At 71.9% G+C, this 20,375-nt stretch carries 19 protein-coding genes and 1 riboswitch; of the genes, 12 read left to right on the forward strand and 7 right to left on the reverse strand.

Annotated elements, in window-relative coordinates:
* The first annotated feature begins 137 nt into the window (after window positions 1-137).
* The 9 genes from ACL02R_RS21315 to ACL02R_RS21355 all read left to right on the forward strand — a co-directional run bounded on the left by ACL02R_RS21315 (window position 138) and on the right by ACL02R_RS21355 (window position 7,617).
* Window positions 138-953: an SOS response-associated peptidase gene (locus ACL02R_RS21315; RefSeq protein ID WP_412798565.1), complete on the forward strand. Its 816-nt coding sequence runs from the start codon at window positions 138-140 to the stop codon at window positions 951-953.
* A gap of 270 nt (window positions 954-1,223) precedes the next feature.
* The gene (locus ACL02R_RS21320; RefSeq protein WP_362961905.1) at window positions 1,224-1,874 is read left to right on the forward strand and encodes a sigma-70 family RNA polymerase sigma factor; all 651 of its coding nucleotides are present in this window, start codon (window positions 1,224-1,226) and stop codon (window positions 1,872-1,874) included.
* Window positions 1,871-2,173 (forward strand): mycothiol system anti-sigma-R factor, encoded by a 303-nt coding sequence (rsrA, locus tag ACL02R_RS21325; RefSeq protein WP_412798566.1) that lies wholly within the window; start codon window positions 1,871-1,873, stop codon window positions 2,171-2,173. The genes ACL02R_RS21320 and rsrA overlap by 4 nt, the downstream gene beginning before the upstream one ends.
* 271 nt (window positions 2,174-2,444) lie before the next feature.
* A complete protein-coding gene (locus tag ACL02R_RS21330; RefSeq protein ID WP_412798567.1) occupies window positions 2,445-3,440 on the forward strand; it encodes a tetratricopeptide repeat protein in 996 nt (331 codons plus the stop codon).
* A 137-nt stretch (window positions 3,441-3,577) separates the two neighbouring features.
* Window positions 3,578-4,207: a peptide deformylase gene (def, locus tag ACL02R_RS21335; RefSeq protein ID WP_412798623.1), complete on the forward strand. Its 630-nt coding sequence runs from the start codon at window positions 3,578-3,580 to the stop codon at window positions 4,205-4,207.
* 158 nt (window positions 4,208-4,365) lie between these two features.
* On the forward strand, window positions 4,366-5,100 hold the full coding sequence (locus ACL02R_RS21340; RefSeq protein ID WP_412798568.1) for a D-Ala-D-Ala carboxypeptidase family metallohydrolase: 735 nt from the start codon (window positions 4,366-4,368) through the stop codon (window positions 5,098-5,100).
* Between the two features lie 114 nt (window positions 5,101-5,214).
* Window positions 5,215-5,799 (forward strand): NADPH-dependent FMN reductase, encoded by a 585-nt coding sequence (locus ACL02R_RS21345; RefSeq protein WP_412798569.1) that lies wholly within the window; start codon window positions 5,215-5,217, stop codon window positions 5,797-5,799.
* Entirely contained in the window at window positions 5,796-7,289 is a 1,494-nt protein-coding gene (locus ACL02R_RS21350) for a DHA2 family efflux MFS transporter permease subunit (RefSeq protein WP_412798570.1), read from the forward strand. The genes ACL02R_RS21345 and ACL02R_RS21350 overlap by 4 nt, the downstream gene beginning before the upstream one ends.
* A 166-nt stretch (window positions 7,290-7,455) precedes the next feature.
* The gene (locus ACL02R_RS21355; RefSeq protein ID WP_412798571.1) at window positions 7,456-7,617 is read left to right on the forward strand and encodes a hypothetical protein; all 162 of its coding nucleotides are present in this window, start codon (window positions 7,456-7,458) and stop codon (window positions 7,615-7,617) included.
* Window positions 7,618-7,710: 93 nt separating this feature from the next.
* On the opposite strand, the gene ACL02R_RS21360 is transcribed toward ACL02R_RS21355, so the two are convergent.
* From ACL02R_RS21360 to ACL02R_RS21390, 7 genes are all read right to left on the reverse strand, one after another.
* The gene (locus tag ACL02R_RS21360) at window positions 7,711-8,769 is read right to left on the reverse strand and encodes a ribonucleotide-diphosphate reductase subunit beta (RefSeq protein ID WP_412798624.1); all 1,059 of its coding nucleotides are present in this window, start codon (window positions 8,767-8,769) and stop codon (window positions 7,711-7,713) included.
* Window positions 8,751-11,117 carry a ribonucleoside-diphosphate reductase subunit alpha gene (locus ACL02R_RS21365; RefSeq protein WP_412798572.1) on the reverse strand — a complete coding sequence of 789 codons (2,367 nt, stop codon included), beginning with the start codon at window positions 11,115-11,117 and terminating at the stop codon, window positions 8,751-8,753. Before ACL02R_RS21365 ends, ACL02R_RS21360 begins: the two co-directional genes overlap by 19 nt.
* 136 nt (window positions 11,118-11,253) lie before the next feature.
* A riboswitch (cobalamin riboswitch) is annotated at window positions 11,254-11,385 on the reverse strand.
* 25 nt (window positions 11,386-11,410) lie between these two features.
* A complete protein-coding gene (locus ACL02R_RS21370; protein WP_412798573.1) occupies window positions 11,411-11,953 on the reverse strand; it encodes a GNAT family N-acetyltransferase in 543 nt (180 codons plus the stop codon).
* A gap of 67 nt (window positions 11,954-12,020) precedes the next feature.
* On the reverse strand, window positions 12,021-13,460 hold the full coding sequence (locus ACL02R_RS21375) for a DUF2079 domain-containing protein (RefSeq protein WP_412798574.1): 1,440 nt from the start codon (window positions 13,458-13,460) through the stop codon (window positions 12,021-12,023).
* Window positions 13,461-13,659: 199 nt separating this feature from the next.
* Entirely contained in the window at window positions 13,660-13,866 is a 207-nt protein-coding gene (locus tag ACL02R_RS21380; protein WP_412798575.1) for a CstA-like transporter-associated (seleno)protein, read from the reverse strand.
* A complete protein-coding gene (locus tag ACL02R_RS21385) occupies window positions 13,863-15,989 on the reverse strand; it encodes a carbon starvation CstA family protein (protein WP_412798625.1) in 2,127 nt (708 codons plus the stop codon). Before ACL02R_RS21385 ends, ACL02R_RS21380 begins: the two co-directional genes overlap by 4 nt.
* 192 nt (window positions 15,990-16,181) lie before the next feature.
* On the reverse strand, window positions 16,182-16,994 hold the full coding sequence (locus ACL02R_RS21390) for a GntR family transcriptional regulator (RefSeq protein WP_412798576.1): 813 nt from the start codon (window positions 16,992-16,994) through the stop codon (window positions 16,182-16,184).
* A 237-nt stretch (window positions 16,995-17,231) separates the two neighbouring features.
* On the opposite strand from ACL02R_RS21390, the gene ACL02R_RS21395 reads away from it, so the two are divergent.
* The 3 genes from ACL02R_RS21395 (at window position 17,232) to ACL02R_RS21405 (ending at window position 20,374) form a co-directional block, all read left to right on the forward strand.
* Window positions 17,232-18,500, forward strand: coding sequence for an extracellular solute-binding protein (locus ACL02R_RS21395; protein ID WP_412798577.1), 1,269 nt, complete (start codon window positions 17,232-17,234; stop codon window positions 18,498-18,500).
* Window positions 18,501-18,572: 72 nt separating this feature from the next.
* Window positions 18,573-19,559, forward strand: coding sequence for a carbohydrate ABC transporter permease (locus ACL02R_RS21400; RefSeq protein WP_412798578.1), 987 nt, complete (start codon window positions 18,573-18,575; stop codon window positions 19,557-19,559).
* Window positions 19,556-20,374, forward strand: a complete 819-nt coding sequence (locus ACL02R_RS21405) for a carbohydrate ABC transporter permease (RefSeq protein ID WP_412798579.1) — start codon at window positions 19,556-19,558, stop codon at window positions 20,372-20,374. The genes ACL02R_RS21400 and ACL02R_RS21405 overlap by 4 nt, the downstream gene beginning before the upstream one ends.
* Window position 20,375 lies beyond the last annotated feature (1 nt).

Here is a 20,375-nt window from a genome sequence, read left to right on the forward strand (position 1 = left end):
CCCCCCCCCCCCCCCCCCCCCCCCCCCCCCCCCCCCCCCCCCCCCCCCCCCCCCCCCCTCGCCATGACCATGCGTCGCCGTCCGTCACCGAGGAGTGACGGGCGGGACTGTCGGTGCCCGCCACTACCCTGGGTCGTATGTGTGGACGGTATGCGGCGAGCAGAAGGCCCGAGGACCTCGTGGGGCTTTTCGACGTCTCGCTCTGGGACCCGGAGCAGTCCCTCGCGGCGGACTGGAACGTGGCGCCCACCAAGGAGGTGTACGCCGTGCTGGAGCGCCCTGTGCGCGGCGGGGCCCCGGAGCCGGTGCGGCAGCTGCGCGCCCTGCGCTGGGGCCTGGTGCCGTCCTGGGCGAAGTCCCCCGAGGGCGCGGCCCGCATGATCAACGCGCGTGCGGAGACCGTCCACGAGAAGACGTCCTACCGCCGCCCGTTCGCCGCCCGCCGCTGCCTCATACCCGCGGACGGCTACTACGAGTGGGTCACCGGCGGCGCCGAGCGCGCCGAGGAGGAGAAGGGGAAGCGCAAGCGCCCCCGCAAGCAGCCGTACTTCGTCACCCCGGTGGACGGATCGGTCATGGCCTTCGCGGGCCTGTACGAGTTCTGGCGTGACCGGACGCTGCCGGACGACCACCCGTCCGCCTGGTGGGCCACCTGCACCGTGGTGACCACGGAGGCGGAGACCGAGCCGCTCCCCGAGCCCGCGGGCGAGGACGGCCCCGCCGCGCTGGCGGACATCCATCCCCGGATGCCCGTCGCGCTGCCCCCGGACCGCTGGGACGCCTGGCTGGACCCGGTCCGCACCGACCCGGAGGCCGTACGCCCCCTGCTGGCCGGGCTGCCCACCGGCAGGTTCACGGCCTTCCCGGTGCCGACGGACGTCAGCAACGTCCGGAACAACGGCCCTGACCTCCTCCGCCGCCTCCCCGCCCCGGAGGCCGGGACCCTGTTCTGAGCGGCGCGGGAATGCCACGGCCCCCTCCCGCGTTGTCGCCGGTGACAGCCGACAGAGGGAGTCCCCACCATGCATTCCGCAGGATCGACCGCCTGCCCGCCCAGGCCCGAGCGCATCGCGTCCGCACCGCAGACGCGCGCCGCCGAGGTGGACTGGGCGACGCTGCGGCTGGCCGCCGGGCGCACCTCCCGACCGGCGGACCTGCCCCGTCGTCGTCTATCCTCCGAAGCGGGCGGGCCCGCCACGGGGCTCACGACGTTCCCGGAGGAGGTGGGTCACGTCACCGGCACGGACGACGGCACGCGTGACGACGCGAACGGCACGGCACAGGAGACCGAGGCGGAGCGCAACGCACGGTTCGAACGCGACGCGCTCGGCTATCTCGACCAGATGTACTCCGCCGCGCTGCGCATGACGCGCAACCCCGCGGACGCCGAGGACCTCGTGCAGGAGACCTACGCCAAGGCGTACGGCTCGTTCCACCAGTTCCGCCAGGGCACCAACCTCAAGGCGTGGATGTACCGCATCCTCACCAACACGTTCATCAACTCCTACCGCAAGAAGCAGCGCGAGCCGCAGCGCAGCGCGGCGGAGGAGATCGAGGACTGGCAGCTGGCCCGCGCGGAGTCGCACATGTCCACGGGCCTGCGCTCCGCCGAGTCCCAGGCGCTCGACCACCTGCCGGACTCGGACGTGAAGCAGGCGTTGCAGGCGATCCCGGAGGAGTTCCGCATCGCGGTGTACCTCGCGGACGTCGAGGGCTTTGCGTACAAGGAGATCGCCGACATCATGGGTACTCCCATCGGCACGGTGATGTCCCGGCTGCACCGCGGCCGCCGCCAGCTGCGCGACATGCTGGCGGACTACGCGCGCGAGCGCGGGCTGGTCCCCGCCGGGGCGGAGAAAGGCGCAGGGTCATGACCGGTGAACCGTCGTCCCACCCCACGGACTGCTCCGAGGTCCTCGGCCGTCTCTACGAGTACCTGGACGACGAGATGCCGGACGGGGACTGCGCCAAGTTCCGCGAGCACATCGACGAATGTTCCCCGTGCCTGGAGAAGTACGGCCTTGAGCAGTCGGTGAAGAAGCTCGTCAAGCGCTGCTGCGGGCAGGACGAGGTGCCCGCCGACCTGCGCGCCAAGGTGCTCGACCGCATCGACCTCATCCGCGGCGGCGACGCCCCGGTCCCCGGTCCCGCCGGGCACCGCGCGCCGTCCTGAGCCCGCGCCTCCTGTCCCCGCGCCGCCGACACGCCCGGGACCACCGCCCGGTCACCCGAACGGCCCCGCACCGTCCTCCGTACGCCCGGCGCGCCACCGTCGCACGCCGGGCGTCCGTGTGCCCCACCCCCGCGCCCCCGCCGTCTCGCGCGCGCCCTCCGGCTGACCCATGCTGTGAGCAGGAGCCGGTTCGCCCATGGTTGGATGCCATCGGGTCAGGACAGGAGAACGGTGAAGTGCACGCATCGAGGCGGGAATCAGGCAGGGGCACGTGAGGATCTTCGGCAGGGTCAGGCAGCGGCCGTCCAGTGACTGGCGGCTCGCCACCGACCGGGCTTTCACCCTCATCGACGACGGCCGCTACGAGGACGCGGACGCGCTGCTGACGCGCGCCGCCGACCTGGAGCCCTGGCTGTCCGAGTCCTGGTTCAACCTCGCGCTGCTGCACAAGTTCCGCCACGACTGGGAGCAGGCCAGGTCCGCGGGGCTGCGCGCCGTGGCGCTGCTGGAGAAGGACAGCGGCGCCCCCGACTGGTGGAACGTCGGCATCGCCGCGACCGCGCTCCAGGACTGGCCGCTGGCCCGCCGCGCCTGGCAGGCGTACGGCCTGGCCGTCCCCGGCGAGGCGTCGGCGACCGGTGAGCCGCTGGGCATGGACCTGGGCGGCGCGGCCGTGCGGCTGTCGCCCGAGGGCGAGGCCGAGGTCGTCTGGGGCCGCCGCCTCGACCCGGCCCGCATCGAACTGCTGAACATCCCGCTGCCCTCGTCCGGCCGCCGCTGGGGCGAGGTGGTGCTGCACGACGGCGTCCCGCGCGGCGAGCGGACCATGACCGGCGTCACCGGCGGCAGGTCCGTCTACCCGGTCTTCGACGAGATCGAGCTGTGGGCGCCCTCGGCCGTGCCGACCTGGGTGGTGCTCATCGAGGCCGCCGCCGAGTCCGACCGCGACGCGCTGGAGCGCCTCGCCGCCGACGCGGGCTACGCGGCGGAGGACTGGTCGTCGTCCGTCCGCCTGCTGTGCCGGGCGTGTTCGGAGAGCCGGATGCCCAGCGAGCAGGGCGACGGCATGGCGCAGCACGACCCGCACGACCACAGCCTCCCGGGCCGTCCGGGACCGCTGGGGCACACGGGCGCGGGTGCCCTGTGGTCGCCCGAGCGCGAGTGCGGCATCGCGGCGCCGGGCGCGCTGGTGCGCGGCCTGCTCGACGGCTGGGTCGCGGACAGCCCGGACAGCCGCGAATGGCGCGACCTCGAAGAGGTGTGCTGACCCCGCCGCCGCTCCCGTCGCGCGTCCCGCGCCCGTCCGCCGGACCCGTCACCCGGGCCCCGGGCGCGCCGTAAGCTGTACGGATGAACGGCCGGGCGCGGCCGACCCAGGACACGGAAGAACAGACGGCGGAGACGATGGCGCAGCACGACACCGATGAGCCGGCCGGCGACGAGTTCGCCGACGACACCCAGGACTGCGAGGAGCGGGAACGGGCCCACCGCGAGCGCGGCACCGCGCGGCCCATCACGGTCGTCGGGCATCCGATGCTGCACCGGGAGTGCCGGGCGGTCACCGACTTCGGCGACGACCTCGCGGCCCTGGTGGACGACATGTTCGCCAGCCAGCGCGCGGCCGAGGGCGTGGGGCTCGCGGCCAACCAGATCGGCGTCGATCTGAAGGTGTTCGTGTACGACTGCGCCGACGACAAGGGTGTCCGGCACGTCGGCGTCGTCTGCAACCCGGTCCTCGACGAGCTGCCCGCCGACCGGCGCGTCCTCGACGACAGCGACGAGGGCTGCCTGTCGGTGCCGACCGCCTACGCCGAACTGCCCCGGCCCGACTACGCGGTGGTGCGCGGCCAGGACGCGTCGGGCAAGCCGATCGCCGTGCGCGGTACGGGCTACTTCGCCCGCTGCCTCCAGCACGAGACGGATCACCTGCACGGGCGGCTCTACATCGACCGCCTGTCCAAGCGGGACCGCAAGCGCGCGCTCAAGATGATGGACGAGGGGACGCCGAAGTACGAGACGGTGCCCAACGACTGACGGGCCGACGGCCGGCGCGGGCGCGCGCACCCCGCGCGCCCGCCCGCGTCAGCCGTCGAACTCCTGTGTGGTTGACGCGCGTTGACCCGATGGGTCACGCTCGGGGGAGCACGGTTCCACCCTTCTTCCCCACGGCACGCTCCCGTCCAGGAGGCGAAATGTTCAGACGAGTGGTCCGCTGTCTCCTCAGCTTTGTCATGCTCGCATCACTCGCAGTGGTGGGTAACGTCGTCATGGCCGGCACCGCGCAGGCCGACGGCTGCTACACCTGGGGCCGCACCCTCAAGCAGGGCGCGACCGGCGCGGACGTCCGCCAGCTCCAGATCCGCGTCTCCGGCTACCCGGCGTACGGCGCGGTCCTCGCGCTCGACGGCTCCTACGGCCCGGCCACCGCCGCGGCCGTGACCCGCTTCCAGCGGGCGTACGGCCTCTCCGCCGACGGCGTGGCCGGCCCGCAGACCTTCACCAAGATCTACCAGCTCCAGGACAACGACTGCACCCCGGTCCACTTCACCTACGGCGAGCTGAACCGCTGCAACACCACCTGGTCCGGCGGCGCCGTCAGCGCGGCCACCGCCCGCGCCAACGCGCTGGTGAACATGTGGAAGCTGGAGGCCCTGCGCCACGCCCTCGGCGACCGGCCGATCAACACCAGCAGCGGCTTCCGCTCCACCGCCTGCAACAACGCGGCGGGCGGCTCCGCGTCGAGCCGCCACCTCTACGGCGACGCCATCGACCTCACCGGCTCGCCGACGTTCTGCCAGATCGTCCAGCGGGCGCGCTACCACGGGTTCAACGAGATCCTGGGCCCCGGCTACCCGGACCACAACGACCACGCGCACCTCGCGAACCGCTCCAGCCGCTTCTGGTCGGCGCCCAGCTGCGGCATCTGAGCGCGTCCCCGTTTGACATCAAGTCCACTTGAAGTCCGACGATCCTCGTGTCAGCTTCCGACACCGCGCCCGGCGGAGCACGCCGGGCGCGGTGCCCAGCAGAGGGGATCGCCCATGTCATCCGGAACGCAGTCATCCGGAACGCGCCGCCTGCGCGTCGCCGTCATCGTCGGGAGCGTGCGGGAGGGCCGCTTCGGCACCACCGTCGCCCGCTGGTTCGGTGACCTCGCGGCCGGACACGGCGGGATCGAGGTGGACGTCGTCGACCTCGCCGACACGCCCCTGGCCCTGACCATGGACGGCACGGGCCACGAGGAGCTGGGCGAACGGCTCGCCGCCGCCGACGCGTTCGTCGTCGTCACGCCCGAGTACAACCACAGCTTCCCGGCCGGGCTGAAGAACATGATCGACTGGTTCAACCACGAGTGGCACGCCAAGCCGGTCGGCTTCGTGTCGTACGGCGGCCTCGCGGGCGGCCTGCGCGCCGTCGAGCAGCTCCGCGTCGTCTTCGCCGAGCTGCACGCCGTCACGATCCGCGCGACGGTCAGCTTCCACGGCGTCTGGGGTCACTTCGACGACGCGGGCGCCCTCACCGAGCCCAAGGCCGCCACCGAGGCGGCGACCGCCCTGCTGGACCAGCTCGCGTGGTGGGCCCACGCGCTGCGCGAGGCCAGGGTGGCCAGCCCGTACGTGTCATGAGCCGCCCGTCCATATCGCCCGGGGCGACGGCCACCGTCGTCGTCCTCGGCTCGATGATGACGGTGCTCGACACGACGGTGGTCAATGTCGCGCTGACCCGGCTCGCCCACGAGTTCGACGCCTCCCTCACCACCCTCCAGTGGGTCGCCACCGGCTACACGCTGGCCCTCGCGACGGTCATCCCCCTCACCGCGTGGGCCATCGGCCGGATCGGCACGAAGCGGCTCTACATGCTGTCCATCGGCCTGTTCACCCTCGGCTCGGCGCTGGCCGGGCTCGCGTGGAGCACCGAGTCGCTGATCGCGTTCCGCGTCCTCCAGGGCCTGGGCGGCGGCATGGTGATGCCCGTGGGCATGACGATCATGGTCCGCGCCGCGAGTCCCGACCGGCTCGGCCGCATGATGACCCTCATGGGCCTGCCGGTCCTCATCGGGCCGCTCGCCGGGCCGCCGCTGGGCGGCTGGCTGGTGGACGACGTGTCCTGGCGGTGGATCTTCTTCCTCAACGTGCCCATCGGCGCCCTGGCCCTGCTCTTCGCCGGACGCCTCTTCCCCCGCGAGGACCCGCGGGGCGGCGCGCGCCTGGACGTCCCGGGACTGCTGGCGCTCTCGCCCGGCCTCGCGCTGCTGATCTACGGCCTGGCCACCGGCGGCGAACGCGGCGACTTCACCGAGCCGGGCGCCCTGCTGCCCTCGGCGGCGGGCGTCCTGCTGGTGGCCGCCTTCGCCGGCAGGGCGCTGACGGCACGCCACCCGCTGCTCGACCTGCGCATCCTGCGGCGCCGCACCGCCGGTTCCGGGGTGGCCGCCCTCGGCTTCTACACGGCGGCCTACTTCGGGTCGATGCTGCTGCCGCCGCTGTACTACCAGGTGGCGCGCGGGGAGTCCGCCACCTCCGCGGGCCTCCTGGGCATCCCGCAGGCGCTGGCCACCGGACTGACGATGCAGGTCAGCGGCCGTCTGCTCGACCGGGTCGCCCCGGGGCGCATCGTGCTCTCCGGCATGGCGACGGCACTGCTCGGCTTCACCGGTTTCGCCACGCAGGTCGGCGCGGACACCCCGTACTGGCGGCTGATCCTGCCGATGGTGGTGATGGGCGTGGGGGTCGGCTCGACCATGATGCCGATCATGACGGCGGTCAACCGCGGGGTGCCGCCCGGTGAGGTCCCGGTCGTCAGCACCCTCCTCGGCATCGTCCCTCAGATCGGCAGTTCGATCGGCGCCGCGCTGGTCTCCGTCGTCCTGGCCCAGAACATGGCGGACTCCCTGCCGGACGGCACCGACACCCTGGGCGCCGTCCAGGGGGCGGGCCAGGACGTGCGGGAGGCCATCGGTCCGGCGCTGGCCGACGCGTTCCAGCACACCTATGTCTGGCCGATCGCGCTGATGGCGCTGGCCGTGCTGCCCGCGCTGCTGCTGCCCCGCACCCGGCCGCGGCCGGGTACGCCCCCGGCCACCGAGCGGCGGGAACCGGTGGAGGCGGCCCGTTGAGCCCGGCCGTGGCGCGGTCCGCAGGAGCGCGTGGCGATGCCGTGCGCGTCCCCGGACCGCGCCACGCGTTCCACCGTGCGTCCACGGCTGGTTAACCTCGGTGACCGTCCGGCCAACCCGGCCGGGCGGAACGGGACTTGTGCCCGCACTTCCACGAGGAGGAACGATGCACGACGCCGGCGCGTGGGCATTCCTGATCGGCGGCACGATGCTGCTGCTGGCAAGCCTGTTCGGCCGCGGCCGGGAGACGGGCCGCAGGCGGCTGTTACGCGCGGCGGTCGGCCTGTGCGGGATCGCCGCGGGCGGTCTGCGCCTCATGACCGGCTGACGGCGCATGACCGGCTGACGGGCGTACGGAACGGCGCCGCCCGCCCCCGGCGCGGTGCCGGGAGCGGGCGGGGACGGCGGGCGTGGACCGCCGTCAGAACTCGTCGTCGAACGCGACGTTCCCCTCGACGGCCACCTGGTAGGCGGACGGACGCCGCTCGAAGAAGTTGGTCAGCTCCTGGACGTCCTGCAACTCCATGAAGGCGAACGGGTTCTCCGACCCGTACAGCGGCTTCAGCCCGAGCCGCACGAGCCGCTGGTCGGCGACGCACTCCAGGTACTCGCGCATCGACTCGGTGTTCATCCCGGCCAGGCCGTCGCCGCACAGGTCGCGGGCGAACTGCAACTCGGCCGCCACCGCCTCGCGCAGCATCTCGGTGACCTCGCGCTCCATCTCCTCGTCGAAGAGGTCGGGCTCCTCCTGGCGGACGGTGTCCACCACGGCGAACGCGAAGTCCATGTGGCAGCTCTCGTCCCGGAACACCCAGTTGGTGCCGGTCGCCAGGCCGTGCAGCAGCCCGCGCGACCTGAACCAGTAGACGTACGCGAAGGCGCCGTAGAAGAACAGCCCCTCGATGCACGCGGCGAAGCAGATCAGGTTCAGCAGGAACCGGCGCCGGTCGGCCTTCGACTCCAGCTGCCTGATGTCCTCGACGGAGTCCATCCACTTGAAGCAGAACTGCGCCTTCTCGCGGATGGACGGGATGTTCTCCACCGCCGCGAACGCCTCGGCGCGGTCGTCCGGGTCGGGCAGGTAGGTGTCCAGCAGCGTCAGGTAGAACTGGACGTGCACGGCCTCCTCGAACAGCTGCCGCGACAGGTACAGCCGCGCCTCCGGCGAGTTGATGTGCTTGTACAGCGTCAGCACCAGGTTGTTCGCCACGATCGAGTCGCCGGTCGCGAAGAACGCCACCAGCCGCCCGATCAGGTGCTGCTCGCCGGGCGAGAGCTTCGCCAGGTCGGCCACGTCCGAGTGGAGATCGACCTCCTCGACCGTCCAGGTGTTCTTGATGGCGTCCCGGTAGCGCTCGTAGAACGCCGGGTAGCGCATCGGGCGCAGCGTCAGCTCGAAGCCGGGATCGAGCAGGTTCTTGACCGCCGCGTCGGACGCGGCGCGGGGGTCGGGGACGGTGGTCACTGGCAGGCCTCGCAGGACTCGGGGTTCTCCAGGGAGCAGGCGACGGCCTGCTCGTCCGGGGGGACCGCGGCGGGTGTGGGGACGGTGGCGACGGTGGCGGCGCGCGCGGACCTGGCGATCCGCGTCGCGGGGCGCGAGCGCAGGTAGTAGGTGGTCTTCAGGCCGCGCTTCCAGGCGTACGCGTACATCGAGCTGAGCTTCCCGATGGTCGGCGCGGCCATGAAGAGGTTGAGCGACTGGCTCTGGTCGAGGTAGGGGGTCCGCGCGGCGGCCATGTCGATCAGCGCGCGCTGCGGCAGCTCCCAGGCGGTGCGGTACAGCTCGCGCAGCTCGGCGGGCAGGCCCGGCAGGTCGGCGACCGAGCCGTTCGCCTCGCGCAGGGCGGCGCGCGTGGTCTCGTCCCACAGCCCGAGCCGTTTCAGCTCGGCGACCAGGTACGAGTTCACCTGGAGGAACTCGCCGCTCAGCGTCTCGCGCTTGAACAGGTTGGACACCTGCGGCTCGATGCACTCGTACACGCCCGCGATCGAGGCGATCGTCGCGGTCGGCGCGATGGCGAGGAGCAGCGAGTTGCGCATCCCGGTGCGGGCGATGCGGGCGCGCAGCGCCTCCCAGCGCTCGGGCCAGGCGGGCGCGGCGTCGGCGTAGTGGTCCGGGTGGAGGACGCCGTCGGCGGTGCGGGTGTCGGCCCAGCCGCGGTGCGGCCCGTGCCGCTCGGCGAGGGCGGCGGACGTCTCGTAGGCGGCCAGCATGATCCGCTCGCTGATCCGGGTGGACAGCTCGCGCGCGGCGGGGGAGTCGAAGGGCAGGCCGAGCCGGAAGAAGACGTCCTGGAGGCCCATCACGCCGAGGGCCACCGGGCGCCAGCGGGAGTTGGAGGTGGCGGCCTGGCCGGTCGGGTAGAAGTTCAGGTCCACGACGCGGTCGAGGAACGTGACGGCGGTGCGCACCGTCGCGTCAAGACGCTCCCAGTCCACACGTCCGTCGGCGCCGAGGTGGGCGGCGAGGTTGACCGAGCCGAGGTTGCACACGGCGGTCTCGCCGTCGTCGGTGACCTCCAGGATCTCGGTGCAGAGGTTCGAGGAGTGGACGACGGCGCCGGGGCGCGCGGTCTGGTTGGCCGTGCGGTTGGCGGCGTCCTTGAAGGTCATCCAGCCGTTGCCGGTCTGCGCGAGGGTCCGCATCATGCGGGAGTACAGCTGGCGGGCGGGGACGGTCCGCAGGGCGAGCCCCTCCGCCTCGGCGCGCCGGTAGGCGGCGTCGAAGTCGCCGCCCCACAGGTCCACGAGGTGCGGCACGTCGGCGGGGGAGAACAGCGACCAGTCGCCGTCCGCCTCCACGCGGCGCATGAACTCGTCCGGGATCCAGTGGGCGAGGTTCAGGTTGTGGGTGCGGCGGGCCTCCTCGCCCGTGTTGTCCCGCAGTTCGAGGAACTCCTCGATGTCCGCGTGCCATGTCTCCAGGTAGACGCAGGCCGCGCCCTTGCGCCGCCCGCCCTGGTTGACCGCCGCGACGGACGCGTCCAGCGTGCGCAGGAACGGCACGATCCCGTTCGACTTGCCGTTGGTCCCCCGGATCAGCGAACCGCGGGCGCGCACCCGCGAGTACGGCAGGCCGATGCCCCCGGCGTGCTTGGAGAGACGGGCGATCTGGTGGTAGCGGTCGTAGATGGAGTCCAGCTCGTCCAGCGGCGAGTCCAGCAGGTAGCAGGACGACATCTGCGGGTGGCTGGTCCCGGAGTTGAACAGCGTGGGCGACGAGGGCAGGTACGCCAGCGAGCTGGTCAGCCGGTACAGCTCGGCGACCTCGGCCAGCGCGCGCGGCGACTCGTCCTCGGCCAGGCCGCAGGCGACGCGCAGCAGGAAGTGCTGCGCGGTCTCGATGACGCGCCGGGTGAGGGGATGGCGCAGGACGTACCGCGACTCCACGGTCCGCAGCCCGAAGTACTCGAAACGGTCGTCGGCGCCGTCGGCGACCGCCCGGTCCACGAGCGCGTCGAGCTCCGCCGCGTGGCGCGCGACGAAGGAGGCGGTGCGGTCCGAGATCAGACCCTCGCGGTGACCGACCGTGATCGACGCGGAGAAGGAGACGGCGCCCTGCCCCGCCGCCTCGTCGCGGACCGCCAGGGTCAGCAGCCGGGCCGCGAGTTTCGAGTACGCGGGTTCCTCGGCGATCAGCGCGGCCGCGGCGTCGATGGCGAGCGCGCGCAGTTCCTCGGGTCCCGCGCCGGGGTGCCTGCCCCTGCGGACGGCGGCGGCGACCCGGGCGGGGTCGGTCGCGGGAAGGTCGGCGGCCAGCTCGCCCAGGACGCGCGTCAGCGCGTCTGAGGCCGGCTCCGCGGGGGCGACGGGTGCAGTGGTCACTGTGACGTGATCTCCCTCGAATCGCAGCGGATCTGAGGGGCGTTCGCGGGCGGGACCACCGGTCGCCTGCGGGCATGCGTGTAGTGGGGCAAACACATGCCGCACGCGTCCGCCGGCCCAACCCACGAGGCCCGGACGTGTTCGTGGAACTGCCGGCAGGTGCTCGGACTCGTGACGCGCGGCGAGGCGCGGCGCATCACACACCGTTGCGGGACAGCTCCGGATTCCCACCGGATTCCCCTGCGGCGACAGCGAGATGAGCATACATCTTGTGTCGCGTGCGACGGAGTCCCCTATATGTTGTGGTCGTCACGCGAGAGGTCGGGCAGCTCGTGTGCGAACGCGTGAAGCCGCACACCGGGCACCGGTTCCCAGTCGAGATCCGGCGCCCTGTCGAAGCCGAGCCGCCTGTACAGCCGGTGTGCAGTGTGCATCTGCGACTGACTCGACAGCACGACACGCCGCGCGCCGACCTCCCCCGCCCGGCGCAGGCACTCCCGGACGAGCGCCTCGCCCACGCCGCGCCCCCGCGCCCGCGGGTCCACCGCCAGCATGCGGAACTCGGCCTCGCCTGGGCCCGCCAGATCGGCGAACTCGCCGCCCCTGCCGACGAACGTGACGCTCCCGGCGATCCGCCCCGCGCCCCCGTCCCCGGCCGACTCCACGGCCACCAGCACGTCCGCGTGCGCCGCCCGCCGCACCGCGTCCCGAAGCTCCGCGAAGTACGGGTCGTCCGCGCCCTGGAGCAGCAGTCCGCCCTCCAGGTACACCCGCGCCGTGAGTTCCCCCGCGGCGTCCAGCTCGTCGTTCCGCGCTTCCCTGATCACGATGTCCATGAACACAGTGTGACCGAGGGGTCTGACAACCGGCCACGGCCGCCCCACCCTCCCGGGCGTGCTCAGCTCAGCGCAGCCGCAGCACCCAGTACCCCGCCTCCTGCGCGACCACCTCGTACACCCCGTCGGGGTTCATCCGGTGCGCGTAGAGCGTCAGTTCCTCGGCCGTCTGCGCCGGGTCCCAGTAGGCGATGTACTCGGGCGCGGGCCCGTCCGTGTTCCCGATCCAGAAGACGCGGCAGCGCGCCGTCAGATGCGCTGTCGGCCGCACGTTGGCCGCCACCTCCGCGCCGTCCGGGATCACCGACAGCACCCGTTCCCCGGCCTCGGCCAGATGGCCCGGCCGGTAGGTCGCGGTGTGGGTGAGTCCGGCGACGGGCAGGGCCGTGCTGAGCGCCAGCGCGGCGGCCAGCACGCCCATCGGCAGCCGTTCCGCGTACGCCCGCAGCCACGGCCGCCGTTCGCCCGCCCGCGTACGCGCCACCGCGTCCACGAGCGCGAGCGCCACCACCGGCATCAGCACCGCGCTGTAGTGCCAGTCGGTGCCCCAGTAGTGCGGGTCGTCCGAGACGAAGCGCCAGCCCAGCGTGGGCAGCAGGACGAGCAGCAGCGGGGAGCGCAGCGCGAGCAGCCCCGTCGTGGGCACCAGCACCCACAGCAGCGTGCGCAGCTTCTGGTCGACGTCCGTGAACGCCGTCTGCACCGGCCCGCCGCCGTCCCCGACCTTCGACCAGTAGTCGTAGTCACCGCCGGAGTTGAACGCCGGTATCAGCACGGCGATCGTCAGCAGGCACGCCAGCGCCGCGCACACCGCGAAGACCACCGCCCGCCGCACCACGCGCGGTTCGGGCCCGCCGCGCGCCCGCAGCGCCACCACGGCGGCGATCGCGGCCGCGGTGAGCCCCAGGTCCTCCTTCACGGCGAGCAGCGGCAGCGCCCACCACAGCGCCGCCCGGTACCGCCCCCGCAGCAGCGCCTCCAGCGAGAACGCGATCAGCGGCACGGCGAACGCGATCTCGTGGAAGTCGAAGTCCACGGCCCGCTGCACGCCCCACGACAGCCCGTACGCCGCGCCGACCGCCACCCCCGTCGCCCGCCCCAGCAGGTACGCGGCCACCCGCGTCACCGGCACCACCGCCAGCGCGAACAGCGCCGCCTGCGCCACCAGCAGCGTCACCGGCGTCGGGAACAGCCGGTAGAACGGGGCGATCAGCGCCGTCACCGGGCTGAAGTGGTCGCCCAGCAGCGCGAAGTCCGGCCCCTTGAGGTCCGAGACGGGCAGCCGCAGCCCGGCGTACGAGCGGACCGCCTGCTCGAATATCCCGAGGTCCCAGGAACGGTTCTCCCAGCGCAGGTGCCGCGTCACCGACACCGCCGTGTACAGCACCAGGAACACGGCGGCCAGCAGGTACGGATCGGCGCGCGGCCCCGGCCGGAAGGGGACGCGCCGCCCGGCTATCGGGCCCGCGTCGGCGTCACGCTCGCCCGCGGCGGTGAGCGTCGTCATGTCCGCCCACCCCCCGGAGTGCCCCGCACCGCCACCTCTTCCCCTTCCGTCCCGCGCGCCCGCGCCCGTCCGGCTGCTTCCCCCTTTCATACGCCGGGCGGCGGGCGGCCGGTCACCAGGAGGGCCCGGAAGACGAGTGAGGGCCGTCACACCACGCGGTGTGACGGCCCCTCACGCGCCCGCGTCCGGCGCGCCCGGCTCAGCAGCAGCCGTGGTAGCCGCCGTCACGCGGGTCGCCGTAGCGCCCGGCCACGCGCCGCCGCTCGAACGCCCGGCGGCTCGGCACCTCGGCGTCCGGGTCGGCGGCCCGCAGCAGCGCCACGTGCCGGTCGTACGCGTTCTCGCCGGTGAACTCGGTGACGTACCAGCGCAGCCACGCCAGCGCCCTGCGCGCCGCCCGCGTCACTCCCGCACCTCCGCCCCGGCCCGCTCGCCGTCCGCCTGCCGGGGGATGCCGCCCCCGGGGCCGAGGCCCGCGGCGGCCAGCTCCGCGCGCTCCTCGCGCGTGGCGATCAGCCCGGCGGGCGCGACGATGCGGGACTCGGCGTACGGCGCCTCGGCGAGCGCCACCGAGCCCGGCCGCCTGATCGCCTTCACGCACACCCGCAGCGCGTCGGCGAAGACGACGATCACCAGCAGCGCCAGCACGGCGGACAGGAAGGCGTCCAGCGTGGCGGTGCTGACGATGGTCCGCATGTCGTCCATGTCCCGCGCGCCGGTCAGCAGCTCCCCGGCGTCGATGCCGTCCTGGTACAGGTCGCGGCGGGCGAGGAAGCCGACCGCCGGGTCGCCGGAGAAGACCTTCTGCCAGCTCGCGGTGAGCGTCACGACGGACACCCAGGTGAGCGGCAGCAGCGTCACCCACACGTACTTCAGGCGCCCGGACTTCACCAGCAGGACGGTGCAGACGGCCAGGGCGACCGCGCCGAGCAGCTGGTTGGAGATGCCGAAGACGGGATAGAGCGTGTTGATGCCGCCGAGCGGGTCGTGCACGCCGACCCACAGCAGGTAGCCCCACAGCGCGGTGACCACGGCGCTGGAGATCCAGACGCCCGGCATCCAGTTCGTCGACCGGAAGCGGCCGAGGCGCGGGTGGACGCTCGCGAGGGCGTCCTGGAGGATGAACCGCCCCACGCGCGTGCCCGCGTCTATGGCCGTCAGGATGAACAGGGCCTCGAACATGATCGCGAAGTGATACCAGAACGAGCTCATCGCGTCGCCGCCGAGGAAGTCCGCCAGGATGGCCGACAGGCCCAGCGCCAGCGTCGGCGCCCCGCCGGTGCGTGACAGCAGCGACTCCTCCTCCACCGACTCGGCGGCGGAGGCGAGCTGTTCGGGTGTCAGCGAGAAGCCCCACGAGCTGATGGTGTCGGAGGCCGCCTGGAGGGTGTCGCCGATGACGGCGGGTGGCGCGTTCATCGCGAAGTACGTGCCCGGGTCGAGGACGCAGGCGGCGGTGATCGCCATGACGGCGACGGACGACTCCATCAGCATGGCGCCGTAGCCGATCGTCCTGACCTGCGTCTCCTTCTGGATCATCTTCGGCGTGGTGCCCGACGAGATCAGCGAGTGGAAGCCCGAGAGGGCGCCGCACGCGATGGTGATGAAGACGAACGGGAACAGCGACCCGGCGAACACCGGCCCGTCCCCGTTGGACGCGAAGTCGGTCACGGCGTCCATCTGGAGCGTCGGCAGCGTGATGACGATCGCGAGCGCGAGCAGCCCGATCGTGCCGACCTTCATGAACGTCGACAGGTAGTCGCGCGGGACCAGCAGCAGCCACACGGGCGCGACGGACGCCGCGAAGCCGTAGATCACCAGCCAGCCGACGAGCGCGCCGGGGGAGAGGGTGAACGTGTCGGCGAGCCCGGAGTTGGCGATCCAGCGGCCGGAGACGATGGCCAGCAGGAGCAGCGCGACGCCGATGACCGTCACCTCGGCGATGCGTCCCGGCCGCAGGTAGCGCAGGTAGACGCCCATGAACAGGGCGATCGGGATCGTCAGGCCGACGGAGAACGTGCCCCAGGGCGATTCGGCGAGCGCGTTCACGACGATGAGCGCGAGCACCGCCAGTATGATGATCATGATGCTAAAGATGGCGATGACCGCCGCGATCCCGCCGACGAGCCCGATCTCCTCGCGCGCGATCTGCCCCAGGCTCTTGCCGTCCCGCCGGGTCGAGAAGAACAGCACCACCATGTCCTGCACGGCGCCCGCGAAGATGACGCCGACGATGATCCAGATCGTCCCGGGCAGATAGCCCATCTGGGCCGCCAGCACCGGCCCGACCAGCGGTCCCGCGCCCGAGATGCCCGCGAAGTGGTGGCCGAGCAGGACCCGGCGGTCGGTGGCGTGGTAGTCGAGGCCGTCCGCCATCCGTTCCGCCGGGGTGGCCCGCGTCCTGTCCACCCGCAGGACGCGGTGCGCGATGAACCTGGAGTAGAACCGGTACCCGATCGCGTACGTCCCGAGCGCCGCCGCCACCATCCAGGCGGCGGAGACCTCCTCGCCGCGCGCGAGTGCCAGCATCGACCAGCCGAGCGCGCCCACCGCGGCGACGGCGGTCCAGATGGCGATGGACCCCACCCGGGGCCGTGGTTGTAATGGTGTTGTCCGCACGATGCACTCTCCCGCCGTCTTCCTTGACTGACGCCCGGGAATCTAGGGCAGTCGGCGGCGGATGACCATGGTGCCCACGGCGGAGAGCGGTCCGGAAATCGCTCAGCGGGGCTCGTGCGGCTCCTGGGGACCACGCGGTTCGTGCGGCCGTTCGAGGTTCGCGACGAACTTGTACCGGTCACCCCGGTACACCGAACGCACCCATTCGACGGGCTCGCCCCGCGTGTCGCGCGAGTGCCGCGAGAGCATCAGCATCGGCAGCCCCACGTCCGTGCCGAGCAGCCCGGCCTCGCGCGGGTTGGCCAGAGACGTCTCGATGGTCTCCTCGGCGCGGGCGAGGTGCACGTCGTACACCTCGGCCAGCGCCGTGTACAGCGACGCGTACCGCACCAGGCTGCGGCGCAGCAGGGGGAAACGCTCCTGCGACAGGTGCGTCGTCTCGATCGCCATCGGCTCGCCGCTGGCCAGCCGGAGCCGCTCGATGCGCAGCACCCGGCCGCCCTCCGAGAGGTCGAGGAGGCCGCTGAGGCGCTCGTCGGCGGTGATGTAGCCGATCTCCAGCAGCTGCGAGGTCGGTTCGAGGCCCTGGGCCCGCATGTCCTCCGTGTAGGAAGTCAGCTGAAGAGCCTGCGAAACCTTGGGCTTGGCGACGAAGGTGCCCTTACCCTGGATGCGTTCGAGCCGGCCTTCGACCACCAGTTCCTGGAGGGCCTGGCGGACGGTCGTGCGCGAGGTGTCGAACTCGGTGGCCAGCGAACGCTCGGGCGGCACCGGTGTGCCGGGCGGCAGGGTCTCCGTCATCTGGAGGAGGTGGCGCTTGAGCCGGTAGTACTTCGGGACGCGCGCGGTGCGTGTCCGGTCCGCTCCCTCGGGACCGGTGCCCGCGCCGGTCACCGGACTCCCGTCCCTGGTCATCGCACGCCTTCCCGAGCTGTTCCGTTCTGCCGTCACCGGTTTCCTCCGTGACTTCGAAGCTCACATCGTGGCACGGGCCCAAGCGCCCCGTTGTTCCCGGGCGGATGTCGGTCCGGTAACGGACGGCGCACGCCGCTCGTGGTCTCTTGACACCCCGTCTTGGTCTAGTCCAAGCTCCCGGGCAACTGGTCTACACCTCTTGTCTACACCATTGATACGGAACGAAGGGAGCGTGACGTGAAGCACAAGCTGGTCGCTGCGGTCGGTGTGGCAGCCATGACGGCGGCCCTGGCCGCCTGCGGGGACGACGGCAGCGGTGGGGGCGGCGGCAGCGAGGGCGGCGCCGACTCCATCACCGTCTGGCTGATGGACGGTTCGGCCCCCGACCCCTGGGTGCAGGAGCTGAAAACGGCGTTCGAGGCTGAGCACGATGTGACCGTCAACGTCGAGATCCAGCAGTGGGACAGCATCCAGGAGCGGGTCACCACGGCCCTCTCCGAGGACGGCACCGTCGATGTCCTGGAGATCGGCAACACCCAGACCGTCGGCTACGCGAACACCGGCGGCCTCGCGGACCTGAGCGACTTCGCGGACGAGCCGTGGACCGAGTCCATGCTCGACTCGGCCCAGGTGGACGACACGCTGTACGCGGTGCCGTGGTACGGCGCCAACCGCGTCGTCGTCTACGACCGCAGCATCTGGGAAGAGGCGGGCGCCGAGGTCCCGACGACGCGCGACGAGTGGATCACCGCGCTTGAGGCCATCGACGAGAACACCGAGGCCGAGCCCATCTACCTGCCCGGCCAGTCGTACTACGTGCTCGGCGGCTTCCTCGCCGACGAGGGCGGCAGCTTCGCGGTCGAGGACGGCGACAGCTGGGCCGGCGGCCTGGCGACGCCCGAGGGCGAGGCCGCCATGGACTTCTACGGCCGGCTCCAGGCGTTCTCCTCCGCGCCGACCGACGTCGACGAGGCGGAGCCGCAGCAGTCCACCGAGGTCGTCCCGAACCAGGAGGTCGCCTCCTGGATCGGTCTCGGCTGGGAGGCGGCGGGTGCCACCGCCGCCATCGAGGAGGCCGGCGGCGAGGCCGACTTCGGCTACTTCCCGATCCCCGGCAAGACCGCCGACGAGCTGGGCCACGTCTTCCTCGGCGGCTCCAACCTGGCGATCTCCGAGCGCGCCGGTGACAAGGAGCTGGCCACGGAGTTCCTGCGGATGGCCACCTCGCAGGAGTGGCAGCAGAAGTACGTCGACGCCAACAACGGCGGTGTCGTCCCGAACCGCTCCGACGTCACGGCCAGCCCCGAGGCGGACAGCTTCGCCGAGGCGATGGTCCAGCCGGTCGATTCCGGCTTCCTCCCGCCGCTGACCACCGGATGGGCCAACGTCGAGACCGAGCCCAATCCGATCAAGGAATTGATGACGAAGGCTCTCAACGGTGAGGACTACCAGTCCGCCGCCGAAGAGGCCGACTCGGAGATCACCGACCGGATCAACCGCGAGTAACGCCGCGTCACCGGGGTGCCGTCCGCCGTCCGGCCGGGCGGCACCCCCTTCGCCGTGCGAGGGAAGGCACGCATGACCGTAGACATCGAGAAGGCAGCACCACCCCCCGTACCGCCGGTGGGGAAGACCACGACCGGCCTGCCGAAGCGCCGCAGGCGCCCGGTGCTGCCGGGCGGCTGGGTCCCGTACCTGCTGGTCGCGCCCGCGCTGGCGGCCCTCGCGGCGGTCCTCGGCTACTCCCTGGTCCGCAACGTCCTGATCAGCTTCCAGGAGTTCGGCCGCCGCCAGCTCATCAGCCGGACGACCGAGTACACCGGCCTCGACAACTTCCGGCGCGTCCTGGAGATGGACCGCTTCTGGGACTCCGTCGCCCGCACGTTCGTCTTCACCGCCGTCAACGTCGTCCTGATCATGCTGATCGGCACGCTCGTCGGCCTGCTGCTGCGCCAGCTCGGCCAGGGGATGCGGCTGCTCCTGGCGGTCAGCCTGGTCGTCGCGTGGGCCATGCCGGTGATCGCGGCCACCACCGTGTTCCGCTGGCTGTTCGACACCCAGTTCGGCTTCGCCAACTGGGTGATGCGCACGCTCGGCTTCTCCGGCTACGAGAGACACAACTGGTTCGAATCCGGTACCTCGACGCTGACGATCGCCACCCTCCTCATCGTCTGGGCCTCCGTCCCCTTCGTCGCACTCAACCTCTACGCGGGTCTCACCACCGTCAGCGGCGAGGTCCTGGAGGCGGCGCGCATGGACGGCGCCGGCAGCTGGCGCATCTTCTGGTCGATCATCGCCCCGATCATGCGGCCGTTCTTCCTCATCACCACCTTCCTGGAGATCATCTGGGTCTTCAAGGCCTTCCCCCAGGTCTACGCGCTCAACGGAGGCGGACCCGACCGCGCGTCCGAGACACTCCCGGTCATGGCCTACGTCGAGGGCATGGGCCAGAACCAGTACGGCACCGGCGCGGCCATCTCCGTGCTCACCATCCTGATACTGCTGGTCGCCATGTCCTTCTACTTCCGCCTCATCCTCAAACAGGAGAAGGAGCAGGACGCGTGAACGTGCGCAGGCTCTCCCTCAACGCGGCGGCCGTCGTCCTGTCGGCGGTCTTCCTCTTCCCCGTGTACTGGATGTTCTCCTCCTCCTTCAAGAGGAACTCCCAGGTCCTCACGGAGGACCCCGTCTTCTTCTTCACCCCGACCTTCGAGCACTACACGACGGCCCAGGACGCGCCCCTGTTCTGGTCGTACGTCCGCAACAGCCTCGTCGCCACCGTCGGCGCCGTCGTCCTCGCCCTCGTGGTCGCGCTGCTCGCCTCCTACGCCATCGCGCGGATGCGCTTCCGCGGCAAGCGGGCCATGGTCCTCACCGTGATGGCCGCCCAGCTGGCGCCCTGGGAGGTCCTGGTCATCATCGTGTACCTGAACGCGCGCGACCTCTCGATGCTCAACAGCGTCGGCACCCTGCTGCTCGTCTACTTCGTCATGGCGCTGCCCTTCACCATCTGGACGCTGCGCGGCTTCATCGCCGCCGTTCCGAAGGAGCTGGAGGAGTCGGCCCTGATCGACGGCTGTAGCCGCACCCAGGCGTTCTACCGGATCATCTTCCCGCTCCTGGCGCCCGGCCTGATGGCCACCTCACTGTTCGGCTTCATCCTGGCGTGGAACGAGTACGCCATGGTGTCCGTGCTCAACAAGACCCCGGGCACGGAGACCCTGCCCCGGTGGCTCAACAGCTTCCAGACGGCATTCGGCAACGACTGGGGCGCCACCATGGCGGCGGCCTCCATGTTCACCGTGCCCGTGCTCGTCGTCTTCCTCCTCTTCCAGCGACGGGTCACCGGCGGTCTGGCCGCCGGTGCCGTGAAGGGATAGC

The sequence above is a fragment of the Streptomyces sp. MS19 genome (assembly GCF_047200595.1).
Taxonomy (GTDB): Bacteria; Actinomycetota; Actinomycetes; order Streptomycetales; family Streptomycetaceae; genus Streptomyces.